At 69.5% G+C, this 17,884-nt stretch carries 12 protein-coding genes; all 12 read left to right on the plus strand.

Translation table 11 applies throughout. The features are described 5' to 3' along the window. The first annotated feature begins 316 nt into the window (after positions 1–316). The 12 genes from QRN67_RS18680 to QRN67_RS18735 all read left to right on the plus strand — a co-directional run bounded on the left by QRN67_RS18680 (position 317) and on the right by QRN67_RS18735 (position 17,882). Positions 317–2,320, plus strand: coding sequence for a caspase family protein (locus tag QRN67_RS18680; protein ID WP_285413062.1), 2,004 nt, complete (start codon positions 317–319; stop codon positions 2,318–2,320). A gap of 39 nt (positions 2,321–2,359) precedes the next feature. After that, entirely contained in the window at positions 2,360–2,917 is a 558-nt protein-coding gene (locus QRN67_RS18685; RefSeq protein WP_081271176.1) for a type VI secretion system tube protein Hcp, read from the plus strand. Between the two features lie 28 nt (positions 2,918–2,945). Next, the gene (locus QRN67_RS18690) at positions 2,946–3,767 is read left to right on the plus strand and encodes a type VI secretion system accessory protein TagJ (RefSeq protein ID WP_081271175.1); all 822 of its coding nucleotides are present in this window, start codon (positions 2,946–2,948) and stop codon (positions 3,765–3,767) included. Beyond that, complete coding sequence (gene tssE / locus QRN67_RS18695) at positions 3,760–4,272, plus strand: type VI secretion system baseplate subunit TssE (RefSeq protein ID WP_081271174.1); 513 nt, start codon at positions 3,760–3,762, stop codon at positions 4,270–4,272. The genes QRN67_RS18690 and tssE overlap by 8 nt, the downstream gene beginning before the upstream one ends. Before the next feature lie 112 nt (positions 4,273–4,384). Further along, on the plus strand, positions 4,385–6,277 hold the full coding sequence (gene tssF / locus QRN67_RS18700) for a type VI secretion system baseplate subunit TssF (RefSeq protein WP_285413064.1): 1,893 nt from the start codon (positions 4,385–4,387) through the stop codon (positions 6,275–6,277). Next, the gene (gene tssG / locus QRN67_RS18705; protein ID WP_234382123.1) at positions 6,274–7,302 is read left to right on the plus strand and encodes a type VI secretion system baseplate subunit TssG; all 1,029 of its coding nucleotides are present in this window, start codon (positions 6,274–6,276) and stop codon (positions 7,300–7,302) included. Before tssF ends, tssG begins: the two co-directional genes overlap by 4 nt. A 39-nt stretch (positions 7,303–7,341) precedes the next feature. Beyond that, positions 7,342–10,017, plus strand: a complete 2,676-nt coding sequence (gene tssH, locus QRN67_RS18710) for a type VI secretion system ATPase TssH (protein ID WP_285413066.1) — start codon at positions 7,342–7,344, stop codon at positions 10,015–10,017. A 329-nt stretch (positions 10,018–10,346) separates the two neighbouring features. Then, the gene (locus tag QRN67_RS18715; RefSeq protein ID WP_285413067.1) at positions 10,347–13,154 is read left to right on the plus strand and encodes a type VI secretion system Vgr family protein; all 2,808 of its coding nucleotides are present in this window, start codon (positions 10,347–10,349) and stop codon (positions 13,152–13,154) included. A 12-nt stretch (positions 13,155–13,166) separates the two neighbouring features. Continuing rightward, positions 13,167–15,764, plus strand: a complete 2,598-nt coding sequence (locus QRN67_RS18720; RefSeq protein WP_285413068.1) for a DUF2169 family type VI secretion system accessory protein — start codon at positions 13,167–13,169, stop codon at positions 15,762–15,764. Continuing rightward, entirely contained in the window at positions 15,761–16,813 is a 1,053-nt protein-coding gene (locus QRN67_RS18725; protein ID WP_081268483.1) for a pentapeptide repeat-containing protein, read from the plus strand. Before QRN67_RS18720 ends, QRN67_RS18725 begins: the two co-directional genes overlap by 4 nt. A gap of 35 nt (positions 16,814–16,848) precedes the next feature. Next, positions 16,849–17,463 (plus strand): DUF3540 domain-containing protein, encoded by a 615-nt coding sequence (locus tag QRN67_RS18730; RefSeq protein WP_106935903.1) that lies wholly within the window; start codon positions 16,849–16,851, stop codon positions 17,461–17,463. Positions 17,464–17,486: 23 nt separating this feature from the next. Continuing rightward, a complete protein-coding gene (locus tag QRN67_RS18735) occupies positions 17,487–17,882 on the plus strand; it encodes a DUF4150 domain-containing protein (protein ID WP_081268481.1) in 396 nt (131 codons plus the stop codon). The last annotated feature ends 2 nt before the right edge of the window (positions 17,883–17,884 follow it).

The raw sequence follows: 17,884 nt of genomic DNA on the forward strand, positions 1-17,884 counted from the left end.
TCGAATCGGCTTTCTCCCTCCCCTTCCGGGGGAGGGCAGGGGTGGGGGCAAGCGGCGTACCCAATGGGCGCTCTGCCCGCCCCCATCCCAGCCTTCCCCCAGAGGGGGAAGGAGCAAGACAACTCGAATCGGCCGGGCCGGCGCGGGAGCGGCAGTGACACCGCGCAGCGCGCATTCGTATTTCTCCCTCCCCCTCTGGGGGAGGGCAGGGGTGGGGGCAAGCGGTGTATCCAACGAGCGCTCTGCCCGCCCCCATCCCAGCCTTCCCCCAGAGGGGGAAGGAGCAAGGCAACTGCGCTGGCTGCAGGCACTGCTGGTGCTTTGGCTGCTCCTCTGCGGCAGCCTCGCATTCGCCACCCAGCGCGCCTTGCTCGTCGGCGTCTCCGAACTCGTCAACCAGCCGCAGGCCCTGTGGCTGCAGGCGCCGCGCAACGACGTGATGCTCATGCGCGACGCGCTGCTCAGGCAGGGCTTCGGCGCGGCCGACATCACCGTGCTGGCAGACGGCGTGAGCGGTGCTGCCTTGCCCGACTCGCAGGCCATTCACGATGCGCTCGCGCGGCTGCTCGCGCAGTCGAGGAGCGGCGACTTTGTGTTGCTGTATTTCTCCGGCCACGGCACCCGCCTGCGCGACGTGGCCAAGCGCTACCAGGAGCCCGACGGCCTGTCCGAGAACTTCCTCGCGCGCGACGTGCGCGGCACGCTCGGCAGCGACAGCACGCTGACCGGCGACCTGCGCGACGCCGACTTCGACGGCTGGATCCAGGCCTTCCTCGCGAAGAACGTCTTCATCGCCTCGGTGTTCGACACCTGCGCCGCCAACTCGATGACGCGCGGCACCGCCGATGCGCCGGCCACGGCCGAAGGCCCGGCCGACGACGAGGTGCGCTGGCGCGGCCTGCGCGCGACGCAGCTTGCGGGGGGCAATGCGCCCGTGCGCTCCGGCATGGCCGCACCCGCTCCGGCCGACGCCGTGCCGCGTGCCCGCTATGTCGCCTTCTTCGCGTCCGAGAGCCACCAGATCACGCCCGAACTGCGCCTGCCCCGCAAGGCACGCAACGCGCGCGATTCGCGCGACGCCCGGCCGCAGGGCCTGCTGACCTGGGCCGTGGTGGAGGCGCTGTCGCGCAAGCCCGCCACCTGGCGCGAACTGTTCGACGGCGTGCTCGCGCTCTATCCACCGGTCATCGATGAACTCGCGCAGCGCTTTCCCACGCGCGAGCTGCCGTCGCCGGTGGCCGAAGGCAACCTCGATGCGCCGCTGTTCGCCAACAGCGGCGCGCCCGCATCCACGCGGCCCGTGTGGCGCGCGCAGCGCACCGGCGACAGCCTGGCCCTGAAGGCGGGCCTGCTCGACGGCCTCGTGCCGCAGCAGGAGGTGCGTGTGCTCGCGGCGCTCGAGGACGGCACCGTGCGAGCCGCGCCGGCGACGCTTGCGCAGGTCGCGCCCGGCGTCGCGGGCCTTGCCGTGCCCTCGGCGCTGAAGGATGTGTCGGGCGCGGCCTTCTGGAGCGTCACGCCGGTCGGCGAACCGGCCGCGACCGCCCTGCGCGTGCGCGCCGACAAGCCCTTGCCCGCCGGCCTGAGCCTGGACTACCCCGCCGCGATCCGCCCGGCCGACGATGCTTCGCCCGCCGACGTGCGCTGGACCGACCTCGGCCCTTCCGGCCAACGCATCGAACTGCTGGCACCGCTGTTCGGCGCCACGCTCTCCACCGTCGTGCTGCCCGACACCGCCGCGCTGCGCCGCCGCCTGCAGTCGCTGGCGCAGCTCAAGTGGCTTGCCCGGCTGCAGGACTACGGCAAGGACGGCCGGCTCGACGGCTTCGACGCCGCGCTCGAAATCTGGAGCGGCGACCGGCTGCTGCGCAGCGCTTCCGTTGACGAGACCTCGGGTGCGCTGCCCGCGCTGCGCCCCGGCGAGCGCCTGCGGCTGAACGTGCGCAACACCAGCGGCCGTTCGATCGACCTGGTCGTCGCCGGCATCGACGGCCGCGGCAACCTGCAGCCGGTGTACCCCGACGCCTCGGGCGAGACCAACCGCTTCAAGCGCGGCACGCCGGAGCAACCCTCGGCCCGCCGCTTCGATCTGCCCTGGCTCGATGCGCCGGGCGACGCGCGCCTGCTCGTCATGGCCGTGCCCGCCGCGCCCTACAGCGCGCCGCGCCTGTTCGGCGTGGCGTCGGCGCAGGCGGAACTGTCGGAAGTGCGCGTGCGCGGCGGCCAGCCGCCGGCCGGCACCGGTGATCGCGAGCGGCAGGTGTTCGCGGCCCTGCTGCGCAGGAACGGCGGCGCGCCCGCCGACGGAGCCCGGCCGTGACGCCGGTTCGAATTTTTTTCCAAATCACCCGGAGGTGACATGGCATTTGCAGAAGACGGCTCCTGGAGCCCTGAAGACGCCCGGCGGTTCTACGAACTGATCGGCACCGGCTCGGCCGACACCGACCTGGTCATGATGATCGAGAACAAGGGCGCGGCGGTCGAGGGCGAACTCGAGCGCGCCTTCGACGACGGCAAGGCGCGGCTGAACATCGGCGGCTACTACTGGTCGGTGCAGGTGCCCGAGTCCTCGGCGCAGAACCAGGTGGTGCCCAACAACCTGATCGTCGCGCGCCGCAGCGACGCGGCCACCGCCACCATCGCGAGCCTGCTGCGCGCGCAGGAGAAAGACCTGAAGGTCGTCATCAGCGTCTTCAAGTCCGGCGGCGACCAGCGTTCGACCGAGGCGCAGGCCACCTTCGAACTGGCGCTGGAGAACGCGCGCATCTGCCGGCTGGTGCTCAACTCCGGCGCGCAGTGGGGCGTGCCGTCGGAGCTGATCTCCATCAGCTACCGCACGGCCAAGGTCAAGTCGGCGCCGCAGAAGACCACCGGCGCGCGCGGCGCGGTGCGCGAATGCCAGTTCACGCGCGCCTGAGCGCGCACACGCCACAGGAGCCGCATACATGACGACCGCCGCCGAACTCATCAAGGCCGCAGACCCCGCGGCCGCCCTCAAGGCCCTGAGCGACGACGTGCGCGCCAGGCCCGCCGACAGCAAGCACCGCGTGTTCATGGCGCAGCTGCTGTGCGTGCTGGGCCAGTGGGAGCGCGCGCTGAACCAGCTCACCGTGGCCGCCGAACTCGACGCGCTGGCCGTGCCCATGAAGCAGGTCTACGGCGACGCCGTGCGCTGCGAGGGCCTGCGCGCCGACGTGTTCGCGGGCAAGCGCACGCCGATGATCTTCGGCCAGCCCGACGAATGGCTGGCGTTGCTCATCGAGTCGCTGCTGCGGCAGGGCCGCGGCGAAAGCGATCTGGCCGAGGACCTGCGCCAGCGCGCCTTCGACGGCGCGCCGGCCATCGGCGGCACCATCGACGGCACGCCCTTCGAATGGCTGGCCGACGCCGACATGCGACTGGGCCCGGTGCTCGAGGCCTTCGTCAACGGCAAGTACTACTGGGTTCCGTATGCGCGCCTTGCGCACATCAGGATCGAGCCGCCGGAGGACCTGCGCGACTGCGTATGGATGCCCGCGCACCTGCAGTTCGAGAACGGCGGCGAAACGCTCGCGCTGATTCCCACGCGCTACGAAGGCACCGAGAAGACCGAGGACGGCGAGCTGCTTCTCGCGCGCAAGACCGAGTGGCGCGAACTGCGGCCCGAGGTGTGGGCCGGCCACGGCCAGCGCGTGCTGGGCAGCAGCGACGGCAGCGAGCGTGCGCTGATGGACGTGCGCGAAATCCTCTTCACGCCGGCTGCCGGACAAGGCGACGCCGATGGCTGAGCTCACCGCGCAGGAGCGGCTGCAGCCCTCGCTGCTCGACCGCCTCGTCGACCATGCGCCCGACGAGAAGAAGGAGAGCGACGAGAAGCGCACCCTCACCAAGCAGGCGCTGCGGCAGGCCGTGCTGCGCGACCTGGGCTGGCTCTTCAACGCCACCGGCTACGGCCTCTCGATGGACGACAGGCAGTACCCGAACGCGGCACGCTCGGTCATCAATTACGGATTGCCTATGCTGTCTGGCCAGTTCACCTCGTCGGTGCAGCGTGTCAGCATGGAACAGGCTTTGAAGAACGCAATCCTGCAGTTCGAGCCGCGCATTTTGTCCCGCACTCTCGAAGTTGAACTCGTCATGGAAGGCCCGGCACTGGACTCCCACAACAGCATCGGCCTGCAGATACGCGGCATGCTGTGGGCACAGCCCGTACCGCTGGAGTTCCTGATGCGAAGCCGCGTTGACCTGGAAGAGGGCCGCATCGAGATCGTGGACATGGCGCAGAAACTATGAGCCCCCCGGCTTTTCACTTCGCTGCGCTGCGTGTAATTCGCCACCCCCCGAGGGGGAGGCGCGGCTCGCCTTGGGGCGGCCCGGCGGCGGCCGCCTTCCCGGAGTAGCGCACATGGACCCTCGGCTGCTGAGCCTGTACGAACAGGAGCTGCGCTACTTCCGCGAGAGCGCCTCGGAGTTCGCGCGCGCATTCCCGAAGATCGCGCACCGCCTGGGCATCGAGGGGCAGGAGGTGGCCGACCCGTACGTGGAGCGGCTCATCGAGGCCACCGCATTCCTGTCGGCGCGCGTGGGGCTGAAGCTCGATGCCGAGTACCCGCGCTTCACCGGCCACCTGCTCGACATCGTCTATCCGCACTTTCTTGCGCCCACGCCGGCGATGGTGGTCGTGTCTTTCGTTCCCGACCCGGACGATGCGAACCTTGCGAACGGGCCCACATTGCCGCGCGGCAGCGGGCTGCGTGCGCGGCAGGCCGTGGGGCAGAACACGCACTGCGAGTTCCGCACCGCGAGCGCGCTGCGCGTGTGGCCGGTGGAGGTGCAGCGTGCGCAGTACTTCACCTATGCGCCCGACCTGCCGCTGAACACGCATCCGCAGTCGCGCGCCATTCGCGGCGGCCTGCGCATCGCGCTGCATGCGACGGCGGGGCTCCGCTTCGACCAGATCGCGCTCGACGAACTGGTGCTGCATTTCAGCGGCGCGGAAGACGTGGCCTGGCAACTGCACGAATGCGCGCTGGGCCAGCCGGCGGGCGTGCTGGTGCGGCCGCTGTCGCCGTCCGGTGCGTTGCAGGGCACGGCGCACAGCCTGCCGGCCAGCGCCATCGGCGCGGTCGGCTTCGAGGAAGACGAGGCACTGCTGCCCGTCACGGCCACCGGCTTTTCGGGTTTTCGGTTGCTGCAGGAGTACTTTGCGTTTCCGCAGCGCTTCCAGTTCGCGCGCATCGGCGGCCTGAAGGACGTGCTGGCCGCGATGCCGGTGGCCGACGTGGAGATCGTGCTGCTGTTCTCGCGCGGCGATGCGGCGCTCGAGAAGCTGGTGAGTGCCGACAACGTGCAGCTGCACTGCGTGCCCGCCATCAACCTGTTCACCAAGCGGCTCGACCGCGTGGCCCTGAACGAGGGCGTGAGCCAGTTCCACCTGGTGCCCGACCGCACGCGGCCGCAGGACTTCGAGGTGCACACCGTCACCGAAGTCATCGGCCACGGCGCGCCCGGCGCCGAAGCCGTGGCGGCCGAGCAGCCTTTCAGGCCGTTCTACTCGGCCTTCCACGGCAGCCGCCTCAGCCACCCCGCCTACTTCACGACCACGCGCGAGCCGCGCATGCTGTCGGTGCGGCAGCGCACCGAAGGCAACCGCAGCAGCCACATCGGCTCCGAGGTCTACATGCAGATCGTCGATCCGCAGCAGGCGCCGTACTCGGCCGCGCTGCGCCAGCTCGCGGTGACGGCGCTGTGCACCAACCGCGACCTGCCCCTGCTGATGCCGCTGGGCCGCGACAACGACTTCGACTGCGTCGATTCATTCCCCGTGCAGCGCGTGCGCATGGTGCGCGGACCCTCGCGGCCGGTGTCGCCGGTGGTGAGCCAGGGGCTGGGCTGGCGCGTGGTCGACCACCTTGCGATCAACTACCTGTCGCTGTCCGACAGCACGCCCGAGCAGGGCGCCGCCGCGCTGCGCGAAACGCTGATGCTCTATGCGGTGCATGCCGACGAGATGCGCCAGGGCCAGGTGCGCGGGCTGCTGTCGGTGAAGAGCAAGCCGGTGGCACGGCGCCTGCCGCTGAAGGGCCCGATCGCCTTCGGCCGCGGGCTGGAGGTGACGCTCGAGGTCGACAAGGACGCCTTCCACGGCCACAGCGTGTTCCTGTTCGGCGCCGTGCTCGCGCGCTTTCTGGCGCGCCATGTGGAGGTCAATCATTTCGTCGAGACCGTGCTGCGCATTGCGGGCAAGGGCGAGACCATGCGCTGGAGGCCGCTGTGCGGGACGCGACAGATCCTGTGAGCACGCGCGTCGATGCCGCGCTGCGCGAGTGGTCGGCCGAGCCGTGGGCCTTCGATTACTTTGCCGTGATGCGCCGGCTGGAATCGGTCGCCAGGACCACGCCGCGCTGGGGCCGCGCACTGCTGCCCGGCGCGGAGCCGGTGCGCGTGGGGCAGGAGCCGTCGCTGTCGTTCGCGCCGGCGAGCTTCAGCCGCTTCGAGCCCGCGACCGCGCATTCGCCGCCGCGCCTGCGCCAGCAGTTCTTCGGCTACATCGGGCCCAACGGGCCGCTGCCGGTGCACCTGAGCGACTTCATCCGCGAACGCAGCCTGAATCACGGCGACCCGACGTGGCTGGCGTTTCTCGACAGCTTTTCGCACCGCTTCTCGCTGCACTTCTATCGCGCATGGGCGCAGTCGCGGCCCGCCGTGGCGCTGGACCGCCCGGGCGAAGACCGCTTCCGGCTGCAGGTGGGCGCGCTGGTCGGCATCGGCACGCCGGGGCGCGTGGGGCGCGACGAGATTCACGACGACGCGCGGCTGCACTTCTCGGGCTGGCTCGCGCGGCGCGTGCACAACGTGGAGAGCGTGGAGTCGGTGCTGTGCAGCTACTTCGGCGTGCCGGTGAAGCTGGAGCGCTGGGTCGGCCACTGGATGAGCCTGCCGGCCGGAGAACTCACGCGGCTGGGGCAGGGCGAGAGCTCGCGCTCGATGGGCATGGGCGCGATGCTGGGCACCCGCGCGTGGGACCGGCAGCATCGCGTGCGCCTGCACCTGGGCCCGCTCACGCTGGCGCAGTACCGCATGTTCCTGCCGACCGGCGATGCACGGCCGGTGCTGCAGCGCTGGATGCAGCAACTGCTCGGCGACGAGCTCGAGTGGGACGCCGAACTGGTGCTCGAGAAGCAGCAGGTGCCACCCACGCGGCTGGGCGGCGCCAAGGGCAACAGCCCGCGCCTGGGCTGGGTGTCGTGGCTCGGGCAGTCGGCCCGTTCAAGGAATGCGGCGGACGTGCGCATCGGCAGCAGCCAGCGCGTCTTTCAATAAACCCATCTTCATTCGTTCAGAAGAGATACGGAGTTCCCCATGAGTGAAATCAGCCGCACCGCGCTTTTCGGCAAGCTCAATTCGCTGGCCTACAAGGCCATCGAAGGCGCCACCGTGTTCTGCAAGATGCGCGGCAACCCGTACGTGGAGCTGGAGCACTGGTTCGCGCAGCTGCTGCAGGCGCAGGACTCCGACCTGCACCGCGTGATCCAGCACTACGGCCTGGACGTGTCGGTCATCGCCAAGGACATGACAGCCGCGCTCGACCGCCTGCCGCGCGGCGCCACCGCCATCAGCGATTTCTCCCCGCACATCGAGAACGCCATCGAGCGCGCGTGGACCTATGCCACCCTGCAGTTCGGCGAGGCGCAGGTGCGCACCGGCTACCTGCTGGTGGGCATGCTCAAGACGCAGAGCCTGCGCAATCCGCTGTTCGGCCTGTCGAAGCAGTTCGAGAAAGTGAAGGTCGAGGACCTGGCCGACAACTTCGCGAAGATCTGCGACGCATCGCCCGAGGCGCAGATGCGCGCGCAGGACGGCACCGGCATGGGCAGCGGCGCGCCGGGCGAAGATTCCGGCGCGATGGCGCCGGCCGCCATGGGCAAGGGCGACGCGCTGAAGAAGTTCGCGGTCGACCTCACCGAGAAGGCCAAGAAGGGCGAGATGGACCCGGTGACGGGCCGCGACGAAGAGATCCGCCAGATCGTCGACATCCTCATGCGCCGGCGCCAGAACAACCCGCTGCTCACCGGCGAGGCCGGCGTGGGCAAGACGGCGGTGGTCGAAGGCTTCGCGCAGCGGCTGGCGCGCGGCGACGTGCCGCCGCAGCTGAAGGACGTGAAGCTGCTCACGCTCGACATCGGCCTGCTGCAGGCCGGCGCGAGCATGAAGGGCGAGTTCGAGCAGCGGCTGCGCCAGGTGATCGACGAGGTGCAGAGCTCGCCCACGCCCATCATCCTGTTCATCGACGAGATCCACACGCTGGTGGGTGCCGGCGGCGCAGCCGGCACCGGCGATGCGGCCAACCTGCTGAAGCCCGCACTGGCGCGCGGCAACCTGCGCACCATCGGCGCCACCACCTGGGCCGAGTACAAGAAGTACATCGAGAAAGACCCGGCACTCACGCGGCGCTTCCAGGTGGTGCAGGTGCCCGAGCCCGACGAGACCAAGGCCATCTTCATGTTGCGCGGCGTGGCCAGCGTGCTGGAGAAGCACCATCGCGTGCAGCTGCTCGACGAAGCCATCGAGGCGGCGGTGAAGCTGAGCCACCGCTACATTCCCGCGCGCCAGTTGCCCGACAAGGCCGTGAGCCTGCTCGACACCGCCTGCGCGCGCGTGGCGGTGTCGCAGCACGCGACGCCGCCCGAGGTGGAAGACTGCATGCGCCGCATCGAGGGGCTCACGGTCGAGCAGGAGATCATCGGCCGCGAAGAGGCCATCGGCATCGATGTGACGAAGCGGGCGGCGCAGGTTGCCGCGCTGCTGGCCGAGTCGAAGGTGCAGCTCGATGCGCTGAACGCGCGCTGGCAGGAGGAGAAGGGGCTGGTCGATCGGCTGCTGGAGTTGCGTGCGAAGCTGCGGGCGGGCAACAAGCCGGTGGATGCGCCGGGCGCCGGGGGCGAAGACCGGGCTGCGCTGCTGGCGGAGCTGCACGAACTGCAAGCCAGGATTCAGGCGGTGCAGGGCGAGTCGCCGCTCATCCTGCCTTCGGTCGACGAACAGGCCGTGGCCTCGGTCGTGGCCGACTGGACCGGCATTCCCGTCGGCCGCATGGTCAAGAACGAAGTCGAGGCGGTGCTCAAGCTCGCCGACACGCTCAACCAGCGCGTGATCGGCCAGAAGCACGGGCTGGAGATGATTGCGCGCCGCATCCAGACCTCGCGCGCGCGGCTGGACAACCCGCAGAAGCCCATCGGCGTGTTCATGCTCTGCGGCACCTCCGGCGTGGGCAAGACCGAGACCGCGCTGGCGCTGGCCGAGGCGCTGTACGGCGGCGAGCAGAACATCATCACCATCAACATGAGCGAGTTCCAGGAGGCGCACACCGTCTCCACGCTCAAGGGCGCGCCGCCGGGCTACGTGGGCTACGGCGAGGGCGGCATCCTGACCGAGGCGGTGCGCCGCCGGCCCTACAGCGTGGTGCTGCTCGACGAGGTGGAGAAGGCCCACCCCGACGTGCACGAGATCTTCTTCCAGGTGTTCGACAAGGGCTGGATGGAAGACGGCGAGGGCCGCATGATCGATTTCAAGAACACCATCATCCTGCTGACCACCAACGCGGGCAGCGAGCTGGTGATGAGCATGTGCCGCGACCCGGAACTGCTGCCCGATTCCAACGCGCTGGCCGATGCGCTGAAGGCGCCGCTGATGAAGGTGTTTCCGCCCGCGCTGCTGGGGCGCATCGTCACCATTCCCTATTACCCGCTCTCGCCGGAAATGATGAAGAAGATCGTGCGGCTGCAGCTGGGCCGGATCAAGAAGCGCGTGGAAGCCAACCACGGCGTGCCTTTCGACTACAGCGACGCGGTGGTCGACCAGGTGGTGGCGCGTTGCCAGGACCCGGAGTCGGGCGGGCGGGTGATCGACGCGATCCTCACCAACACCGTTCTGCCAACGATCTCTGTCGAGTACCTGCAGCGGCTGGCTTCGGGTGGCGAGATCCGGCGGGTGGCGCTGGATGTGAAGGACGCTGACTTCACTTATGCCTTTGACTGAAATGACTATCTGCTTTTCGGCTTCGGGTGTTGGTTGTTCGGGGCGCGCTCACGCCGGCGGGGTGCCTTGCTCCGCGAATGTCCTCCGGCCTGCGGCCTCCCCCTTTATTTTGCTGCGCAAGGCACCCCGCCGGCGTGAGCGTTGTTCAGAGCACTGGTTGATCGAACGACACAACGGCAGCGCTCGTTGTGCACAGGGCGCCGGGTGCTCCCCGCAGCGAAATAAAGGAGGAGGGCGAAGCCCGGGGGACATTCGCGGAGGGGAGTACCCGGTGCCCTGTGCACGCACCCCCAAACAAGCGCTTTAAAAAAAGACCAAAAGAGAAAAAGATGGCCGACAACGAGTTCCGCATAGAGACCGACTCCCCCGCCAAGGACGACCTGATGTTCTGGCGCATCGTCGGCCACGAAGCACTCGCGCGCCCGTCGGCCTACGAACTCACGGTGCTGTCGAAGAACAAGGCCATCGACGCCAAGGACATCCTCGGGCGCGCATTCGACGTCGTCATCGAATTCAAGGACGCGGACGGCGGAACCCACGAGCGCCACTGCCAGGGCCATGCCGTGCGCTTCGTGCGCACCGGCCACGTGGGACGGCACTACGAATACCGCATCGCCCTGCGCTCCTGGTTCTGGCTGCTCACCAAGCGCAGGAACTCGCGCATCCTGCAGGAAAAGAAAGTGCTCGAAGTGCTCGACGCCGTGTTCGAGGACAGCCCCATCAAGCGCTTCAAGAAAACCAGGGCCGACAACGTCATCGGCACCCACAACCCCCGCCGCTACTGCGTGCAGCACCAGGAAAGCGACTACGGATTCCTCTCGCGCCTGCTGGAGGACGAGGGCGTGTACTACTGGTTCGACGCGCACGATGCCCCCGGCACCATGCATCTGTCGGACGCCAGCGACATCGCCCACGAGAAGCTGCCCGCCAACGACACGCTGCACCACATGCCCACCGACGCGGCCGAGGCGCGCTTCAACGAAGTGTCGCGCTGGGTGAGCGGGCGGCAGTTCGACACCGGCAAGCATGCGTCACGCGACAGCGACTTCAAGGCCATCAAGAAAAAGCTCGGCGCCGACATCGATGCGTCGGACGAACACGAACTGGCCACGCTCGAGATGTTCGAGTTCCCCGGCGGCTACTTCACCGGCGACGACGGGGAAAGCCGCGCCAAGCTGCGCGGCGACGAACTCAATGCGCGCCGCGATCGCCACTGGGCGCTGACGCCGTGGCCCGACGCCGCCGCCGGCCGCAGCTTCAAGTTCGAGGGCGACCCCGACGGCACGCGCAACGGCGACTACATCATCGCCGCCTGCACCTTCGTCGCCAGCCATCGCGGCTACGAGGGCGTGAGCGCAGGCTCGGCCGCGCGGCCGGTGCAGGCGGCGCTGGCCGAGGTGCTGCGCGACGACGCCGTCAACGCCGACACGCTGCAGGTGCTCGAGGACCTGATCGCCGCCACGCCCGCGATGGTGGCCGGACAGACCGGCGCCAGCGCCTTCCTGCTCACCGTGATGCCCGCCGAGCGGCCGTTCCGCGCGCCGCGCCTCACGCCGCGCCCGGTCATGCCGGGCCCGCAGACCGCCATCGTGGTCGGGCCCAAGGGCGACGAACTGCACGTGGACGACCACGGCCGCGTGAAGGTGCACTTCCACTGGGACCGCTACGACGAGAGCAACGAGAAGTCGACCTGCTGGGTGCGCGTGTCGCAGCCCTGGGGCGGCAAGGGCTGGGGCGGCTATTTCATTCCGCGCATCGGGCAGGAGGTGATCGTCGATTTCCTCAACGGTGACCCCGACCGGCCGGTCATCGTCGGGCGCGTCTACAACGACGAGCAGCCCATTCCGTACAAGTCGCCCACGCAGAGCGGCTTCAAGACCCGCTCCACGCCCGGCGGCGGTCCCGCGAACTACAACGAGATCATGTTCGAGGACAAGAAGGGCGAGGAGAACATCAACATCCACGCCGAGCTCGACATGAGCCGCAGCGTGGAGCGCGACGACTCGACCACCATCGACCGCGACCAGACCGTCACCGTCAAGCGCGACCAGACCAGCCTGGTCGACCGCGACCGCAAGAGCACCGTCACGCGCAACGACACCAACATGGTGGTGGTCGACCAGAAGAACACCGTCAAGGGCAACCAGAACAACCAGGTGGTGGGCAACCGCACCACCTTCGTCGACGCCGACGACAAGACCATGGTCACGGGCACCAGCCTGAGCGACGTGACCGGCGCGCGCACCGACACCTCGCGCGCCGGCGAAACCCGCAACGTGACCGGCAACCAGACCATCACGGTCAGCGGCAACCTCACCTACAAGGCGGCGAAGATGAGCTTCGAGGCCGGCCACATCGACTGGCTGGTGACGGGCGCGAGCTCCAAGTACATCACCGTGCCCAGCGGCCCGCTGGGGCTGATGGCCGACAAGATCAAGCTGGTGAGCAACACCAAGATCGAGATGATGGCGGTGGGCGACATCAACGCCACCTCCATCGGCTCGAACACCACGGTGCTGGGCTCCAATTCGAGCGGCTACATCGGCACCAACAGCGAAGCCAACATGGGCGTGACCCGCTCGACCTTCATCGGCATGAGCATCGAGAACGCGCTGGCGCTGGCCATGGCCAACGTGCTGGGCGTGAACATCGAGAACACCGCGGGCGTGAAGCTCACCAACTGCGCGGCGCCCGACATCGCGGCGGTGGCGATGGATGTCAAGCAATCGGCGCTGCACACCTTCACGCCGGGGGCCGGCGGCGCGGGCGCCGGGGCAGCCGCGGTGGCCGGCGGACTGGCCGCGGTGGCGGGCGCCGCCTCGGCCTACGTGGACATCGGCGCCACGCTCAAGCAGTACGCCGATGCGGCCGATGCCCTGGGCAAGGCCGCCGACGACGCGCATGCCGAAGGCCTGCACAGCCTGGAAGACCGGCTGCGGGCGCTGGCGGGCAAGGCCCGCAACCGGCGCACCGACGCCATCCTCGGGCTGGTGCCGGTCATGGGCCTGGGGCTGCCGCTCGCGGAGGTCTTTTCCAGCGACCCCAGCGGCACCGCCGACCTGGGCAAGGTCAACAACGCCGTCGAGCCCGACGGCTCGGCCCGGCCGCCCGAAGAGCGCGAGCCCGAAGGCGACTAGCCGGGGCGCCGAATGCAAGTCCTCAAGCCCCAGGCGCTCGGCCTCTCGACGCGGCCCATCGAGTTTCGCAAGCGGTTCGGACTCAGCGTCAGCGCGTACCTGCACCTGCCGTTCGCGCAGGGCGAGCGCGGCACGCTGTGGGCCGAGCAGTCGATGTGGTCCTTTCTGGCGAAGGAAATGGCGCAGCCGCTGATCGACGAAGGCGTTGCCAAGCTCACGCCCGAGTTCCTGGTGCACGGCAAGGCCTTCGCGCCGCCCGGCCGGCCCGAAGCCTGCGCGGTGCGCGCGCGCTTCGGCGCGTGCGAGAAGACGCTGCTCGTCTTCGGCGAGCGGCACTGGGAGGGCACGCGCGCCAGCGCGCCGCGGCCCTTCGAGTCGCTGCCGCTCGACTGGGCCGCCGCCTACGGCGGCGCCGATTTCGCGCAGAACCCGCAAGGCCGGGGCCGGCAGGCGCGCGACGGCGTCCTGTGGCTGCCCAACACCGAGCTGCCGCAAGACCGCCTGCTGCGGCCCGACCAGGCCATCGCGCCGGCCGGCTTCGGCGCGCTCGACCTGATGCATCCGCAGCGCGCGCAATACCGCGGCACCTACGACGCCGACTACCTGAAGCTGCATGCGCCGGGCTTTGCGCCCGACACCGACTGGCGCTACTTCAACCTCGCGCCTCCCGACCAGTGGATGGCCGCGCCGCTCGCCGGCGACGAGGCCTTCGCCTTCGACAACATGCACCCGCAGAAGCCGCGCATCGAAGGCCGCCTGCCGGGCCTGCGCGCGCGCGTTTTCGTCGGCTACAGGATCGCCGGCAGCAGCGAGCCCAAGGTGCGCGAAGTGCCGCTGCGGCTGACCACCGTGTGGTTCTTCCCGCACGCGGAGCGCTGCATCGCGATCTTCCAGGGGCTGGCCGAGGTCGGCACCGACGACGGCTCCGATGTGGCCAGCCTGATGGGCGCGGTGGAGCGCACCGGCGAGCCGCGCAGCGACGCGCACTACCTCGAAGCCGCCGCCAGACGCGCCGACCCGAAGATGGGCCCCGTTTACGCCATCATCGACAGCGACCTGCTGCCCGAAGGCATCGGCACGCTCGACCCCGACGTGGAAGCCGCCCAGGCGCCGTTCGGCATGGACGGCCTGCAGGGCGAGGCGCAATACCGCCGGGCCGAGATGGACGTCGAGTTCGCGCGCGACAAGGCCGTGGAAATGGGCAAGGACCCCGACGCGCTCGGCATCAGGATGCCGCCGCGCGAGAAGGTGCCGGTGGGCGACGCGCTGCCCCCGTACCTCGAGAAGAAGATGAAGGAGGCCGACGCCCAGGGCTGGGCCGCCGTCGAAGACGCCGTGACCGTGCTCGAGAACGCGCTGGAAGCGGCGCAGCAGCACCGCATCGACCTTGCCAAGGTGCAGCACCGCGGCCCGCCGCTCTACAGCGCCGAGAAGCACCTGGCCGAGATGCAGGCGCAGGCGGCAGGCAGCACCCGCAAGGTCGACCTGATGCCGATGTTCGGCAGGCTCTGCGAGCTCGAGGAAGTGCAGCGCAAGGGCTACCTGCAGTCCGCGCATGTGCAGCCGCCGGCCTTTGCGATGACGGCCGATGTGGCGGCGGCATTGCGCGCGGAAATGACGCGCGCCATCGCGGCCGGCATCAGGCTGTTCCCGCGCGCCGATTTCACGGGTGCCGACTTCTCGGGCCTCGACCTGCGCGAGGTGAACTTCGAAGGCGCATGGCTGGAGAGCGCCGACTTCAGCAACGCCAACCTCTCGGGCGCCATTTTTTCGGGGGCGGTGCTCGCGCATGCGAACCTCGAAGGCGCCATCGCCATCGGCGCCGGCTTTCGCGAGGCCAACCTCGGCAAGGCGCGGCTCGCGCGCGGCGTGTTCGACGGCTGCGATTTCTCGCAGGCCACGCTCATGCATTGCGCCTTCGGCGGCACGCAGATGCGGCGCGCCAACTTCACGAAAGCCCGGCTGCTCGACACCACCTGGGGCGAGGCGGACTGGACCGGCGCGCTGCTCGCGGGCCAGGTCTTCCACAAGCTCGACCTCAAGGGCATGCGCTGGCCCGAGGCCGACCTGTCGGCCTGCAACTTCATCGAATGCGACCTCACGGGCGTGGACATGCACGAAGCCACGCTCGCAGCCGCCACCTTCGTCACCTGCAAGCTCGATGCCGCCCGGCTCATGGGCGCGAAGTGCGCCGGTGCCGTGGCCGTGAAGGGCACCAGCCTCGCCGATGCCGAGATGGGCCTGGCCGACCTGCGCAACTTCAACTTCGGCGCCTCCGACCTGCGCGGCGCGAAGCTGGTGCGTGCCGTGCTCGACGGCGCCAACCTCTGCGACGCGCGGCTCGAGGGGGCCGACCTGCGGCTGGCCAGCGCCAAGGGCGTGCTGATGCGCAAGGCCGTGTGCACCGGAGCGCTGCTGTCGGGCGTGAACTTCAGCGACGCGGTGTTCCAGTCGGCCGACCTGCGCGGCGCCGACCTGCGGCGCAGCAACCTCTTCGGCGCCGACCTGAGCCGCGTGCGGCTCGACGGCTCGACCAGCTTCGACGGCGCGTTGCTCCAGCGTGCGCGCACCTGGCCCCGGCTCACCCCTGAACAGCAGGCTGCGGCATGACACCCCAACTGCTCGCCATTGCCGTCGGCGTCGGAGAGACGCTGGAAGGCCTCGACCTGCGCAAGGGCCAGTTCGCGAAGCTGCCGCTGGGCGGCGGCGTGTTCTCCAGGGTCAACCTTGCCGAAGCAGACCTGCGCGCGGCAGACCTGCGCGAGACCGTGTTCGACCAGTGCGACCTGCGCGGCGCGCTCGTCTCCGGCGCGAACCTTCGCAAGGCCGTGTTCAACCGCTGCCTGCTCGACCACGTCGACCTGCGCGAGGCCAACCTGCACGGCGCCGTGTTCACCGAATGCGACCTGACGCACGCGCAGCTGGCCGGCAGCGTGCTCACCATGGCCACCGTCGCGAAGTGCCGGCTCGACCATGCGGTACTGCGCGGCGCGCAACTCGACTCGGCCGTGCTCAGCCAGTCGGTGCTGCTGGACGTGTGCGCGGACGACACCAGCTGGCACTACACCACGGTGAACGAGTGCGACCTGTCCCACCTCACATGGACCGGCGCGCGCATGCTGCGCAACGTGTTCTTCAAGACCTCGCTGAAGGGCATGTCGTTCGCGGGGCTGGCGCTGGAGGGCTGCCAGTTCTCGTCCGCCGACCTGGGCGGCGCGGACTTCAGCGGCATCGTGCTGCGGCAGTGCAACTTCCAGGCCGCGCGGCTCGATGGCGCGAAGTTCGCGAAGGCGGTGGCGCCCTCGGCGATCTTCTGCGAGGCGGGTGGCACCGGTTGCGACTTCTCCGGCGCGCAGCTGAGGCAGGCGCTGTTCACCGGGGCCACGCTGCCGCAGGCCGACTTCTCGGGCTGCGACCTGTACCAGACGCACTTCGCGGGCGCGAAGCTGCGCGGCGCCAACTTCACGGGCGCCGAACTCACCTATGCCGATTTCCGCCATGCCGACCTCGGCACCGCCGACCTGCGCCGCGCCACGCTGATGCGCACCGTGCTGCATGGCGCCAATACGCAGGACGCGCAGATGACCGACCGCGCACGCGCCATCGAGAGCGACCCGGAGCTGGAGAAGTCCGAGCGCTGGCAGCCGCTGGTCGCATGACCCCACATCGAAGCCAAGCAACGGAGGAACACACCATGAAGACAAGCAGCCTGAAACCGGCGTCCGCCCAGGCCATCACCGGCCAGTGGTGCGTCGGCGTGCTCGGCCGCGACGAGGTCGGGGCGCTCGTCGTCGACAGCGGCGGCCTGCGGCTTCGCACGCGGCGCGCGGCGAGCTGCCTGCTCGAACCCGCCGCCGGCGACAGCGTCGCCTGCCTGCGCATCGCCCCCGACGAAGTCTGGGTCATGGCCGTGCTGCAGCGCGAGGAGGGCACCGCCAACGTCGTCAGCTGCGAAGGCAACGACATGCGCATCGCCGTGGAAGGCGGCCGGCTCGAACTCGCGGCCGAAGAGCTCGACGTGGCCACCCGGCGCACCCGCCTGGCCACCGACACCGCCGACGTCGTCGGCCGCCAGCTCACCGTGGTGGGCACCGGCATCAAGCTGGTCGGCTCGGTGCTGTCGTCGGTGATGGACCGCGTGCAGCACTTCAGCAAACACTACCTGCGCACCACCGACGGCATCGACCGCGTGGCGGCCACGCACCTGGAGTGCGAGGCGAAGCAGCTGCTGCGGCTCGAAGGCGAGCACACGCTGGTCAACGGCCGCGAGCTCGTCAAGGCGCGCGGCGCGCAGATCCACTTCGGTTGAAGCGGCAAGGGGAGAGAAAAGAAATGTTCGCCAACTGCCAGCTGATGGGCACCGACATGGGCTTTCCCGATGTCTGCATCACGCCCGCCGCGCCGTCGCCCATTCCGGTGCCGTATCCGAACATCGCGATGGGGCCGATGGCGATTCCGAACTGCCCCACGATCCTCATCATGGGCGGGCCGGCGCACAACCTCGGCACCACCATTCCCATGACCAACGGCGACAACGCGGGCGTGATGCTGGGCGTTGCCTCGGGCACGGTGATGGGGCCGAGCCGCCATCTCACCGGCGCCTTCACGGTGCTGTGGATGGGCATGCCCGCGTCGCGGCTCACCAGCACGTCGCTGCAGAACAGCACCAACTGCCCTGGCGTGCGCACGGTGCCGAGCCAGCCGCTGGTGCTGCTGCTGGCGCCATAGGG

Origin of the sequence: Variovorax sp. efr-133-TYG-130, from assembly GCF_030208835.1 — a bacterium.
GTDB lineage: Bacteria > Pseudomonadota > Gammaproteobacteria > Burkholderiales > Burkholderiaceae_C > Variovorax.

Excerpts from the sequence above, each read along its gene's own strand:
- QRN67_RS18690 (WP_081271175.1), top strand. The coding sequence starts at position 2,946 with ATGACGACCGCCGCCGAACTCATCAAGGCCGCAGACCCCGCGGCCGCC.
- QRN67_RS18720 (WP_285413068.1), top strand. The coding sequence starts at position 13,167 with ATGCAAGTCCTCAAGCCCCAGGCGCTCGGCCTCTCGACGCGGCCCATC.
- QRN67_RS18685 (WP_081271176.1), top strand. The coding sequence starts at position 2,360 with ATGGCATTTGCAGAAGACGGCTCCTGGAGCCCTGAAGACGCCCGGCGG.
- tssF (WP_285413064.1), top strand. The coding sequence starts at position 4,385 with ATGGACCCTCGGCTGCTGAGCCTGTACGAACAGGAGCTGCGCTACTTC.
- QRN67_RS18730 (WP_106935903.1), top strand. The coding sequence starts at position 16,849 with ATGAAGACAAGCAGCCTGAAACCGGCGTCCGCCCAGGCCATCACCGGC.
- tssH (WP_285413066.1), top strand. The coding sequence starts at position 7,342 with ATGAGTGAAATCAGCCGCACCGCGCTTTTCGGCAAGCTCAATTCGCTG.
- QRN67_RS18735 (WP_081268481.1), top strand. The coding sequence starts at position 17,487 with ATGTTCGCCAACTGCCAGCTGATGGGCACCGACATGGGCTTTCCCGAT.
- tssE (WP_081271174.1), top strand. The coding sequence starts at position 3,760 with ATGGCTGAGCTCACCGCGCAGGAGCGGCTGCAGCCCTCGCTGCTCGAC.
- QRN67_RS18715 (WP_285413067.1), top strand. The coding sequence starts at position 10,347 with ATGGCCGACAACGAGTTCCGCATAGAGACCGACTCCCCCGCCAAGGAC.
- QRN67_RS18725 (WP_081268483.1), top strand. The coding sequence starts at position 15,761 with ATGACACCCCAACTGCTCGCCATTGCCGTCGGCGTCGGAGAGACGCTG.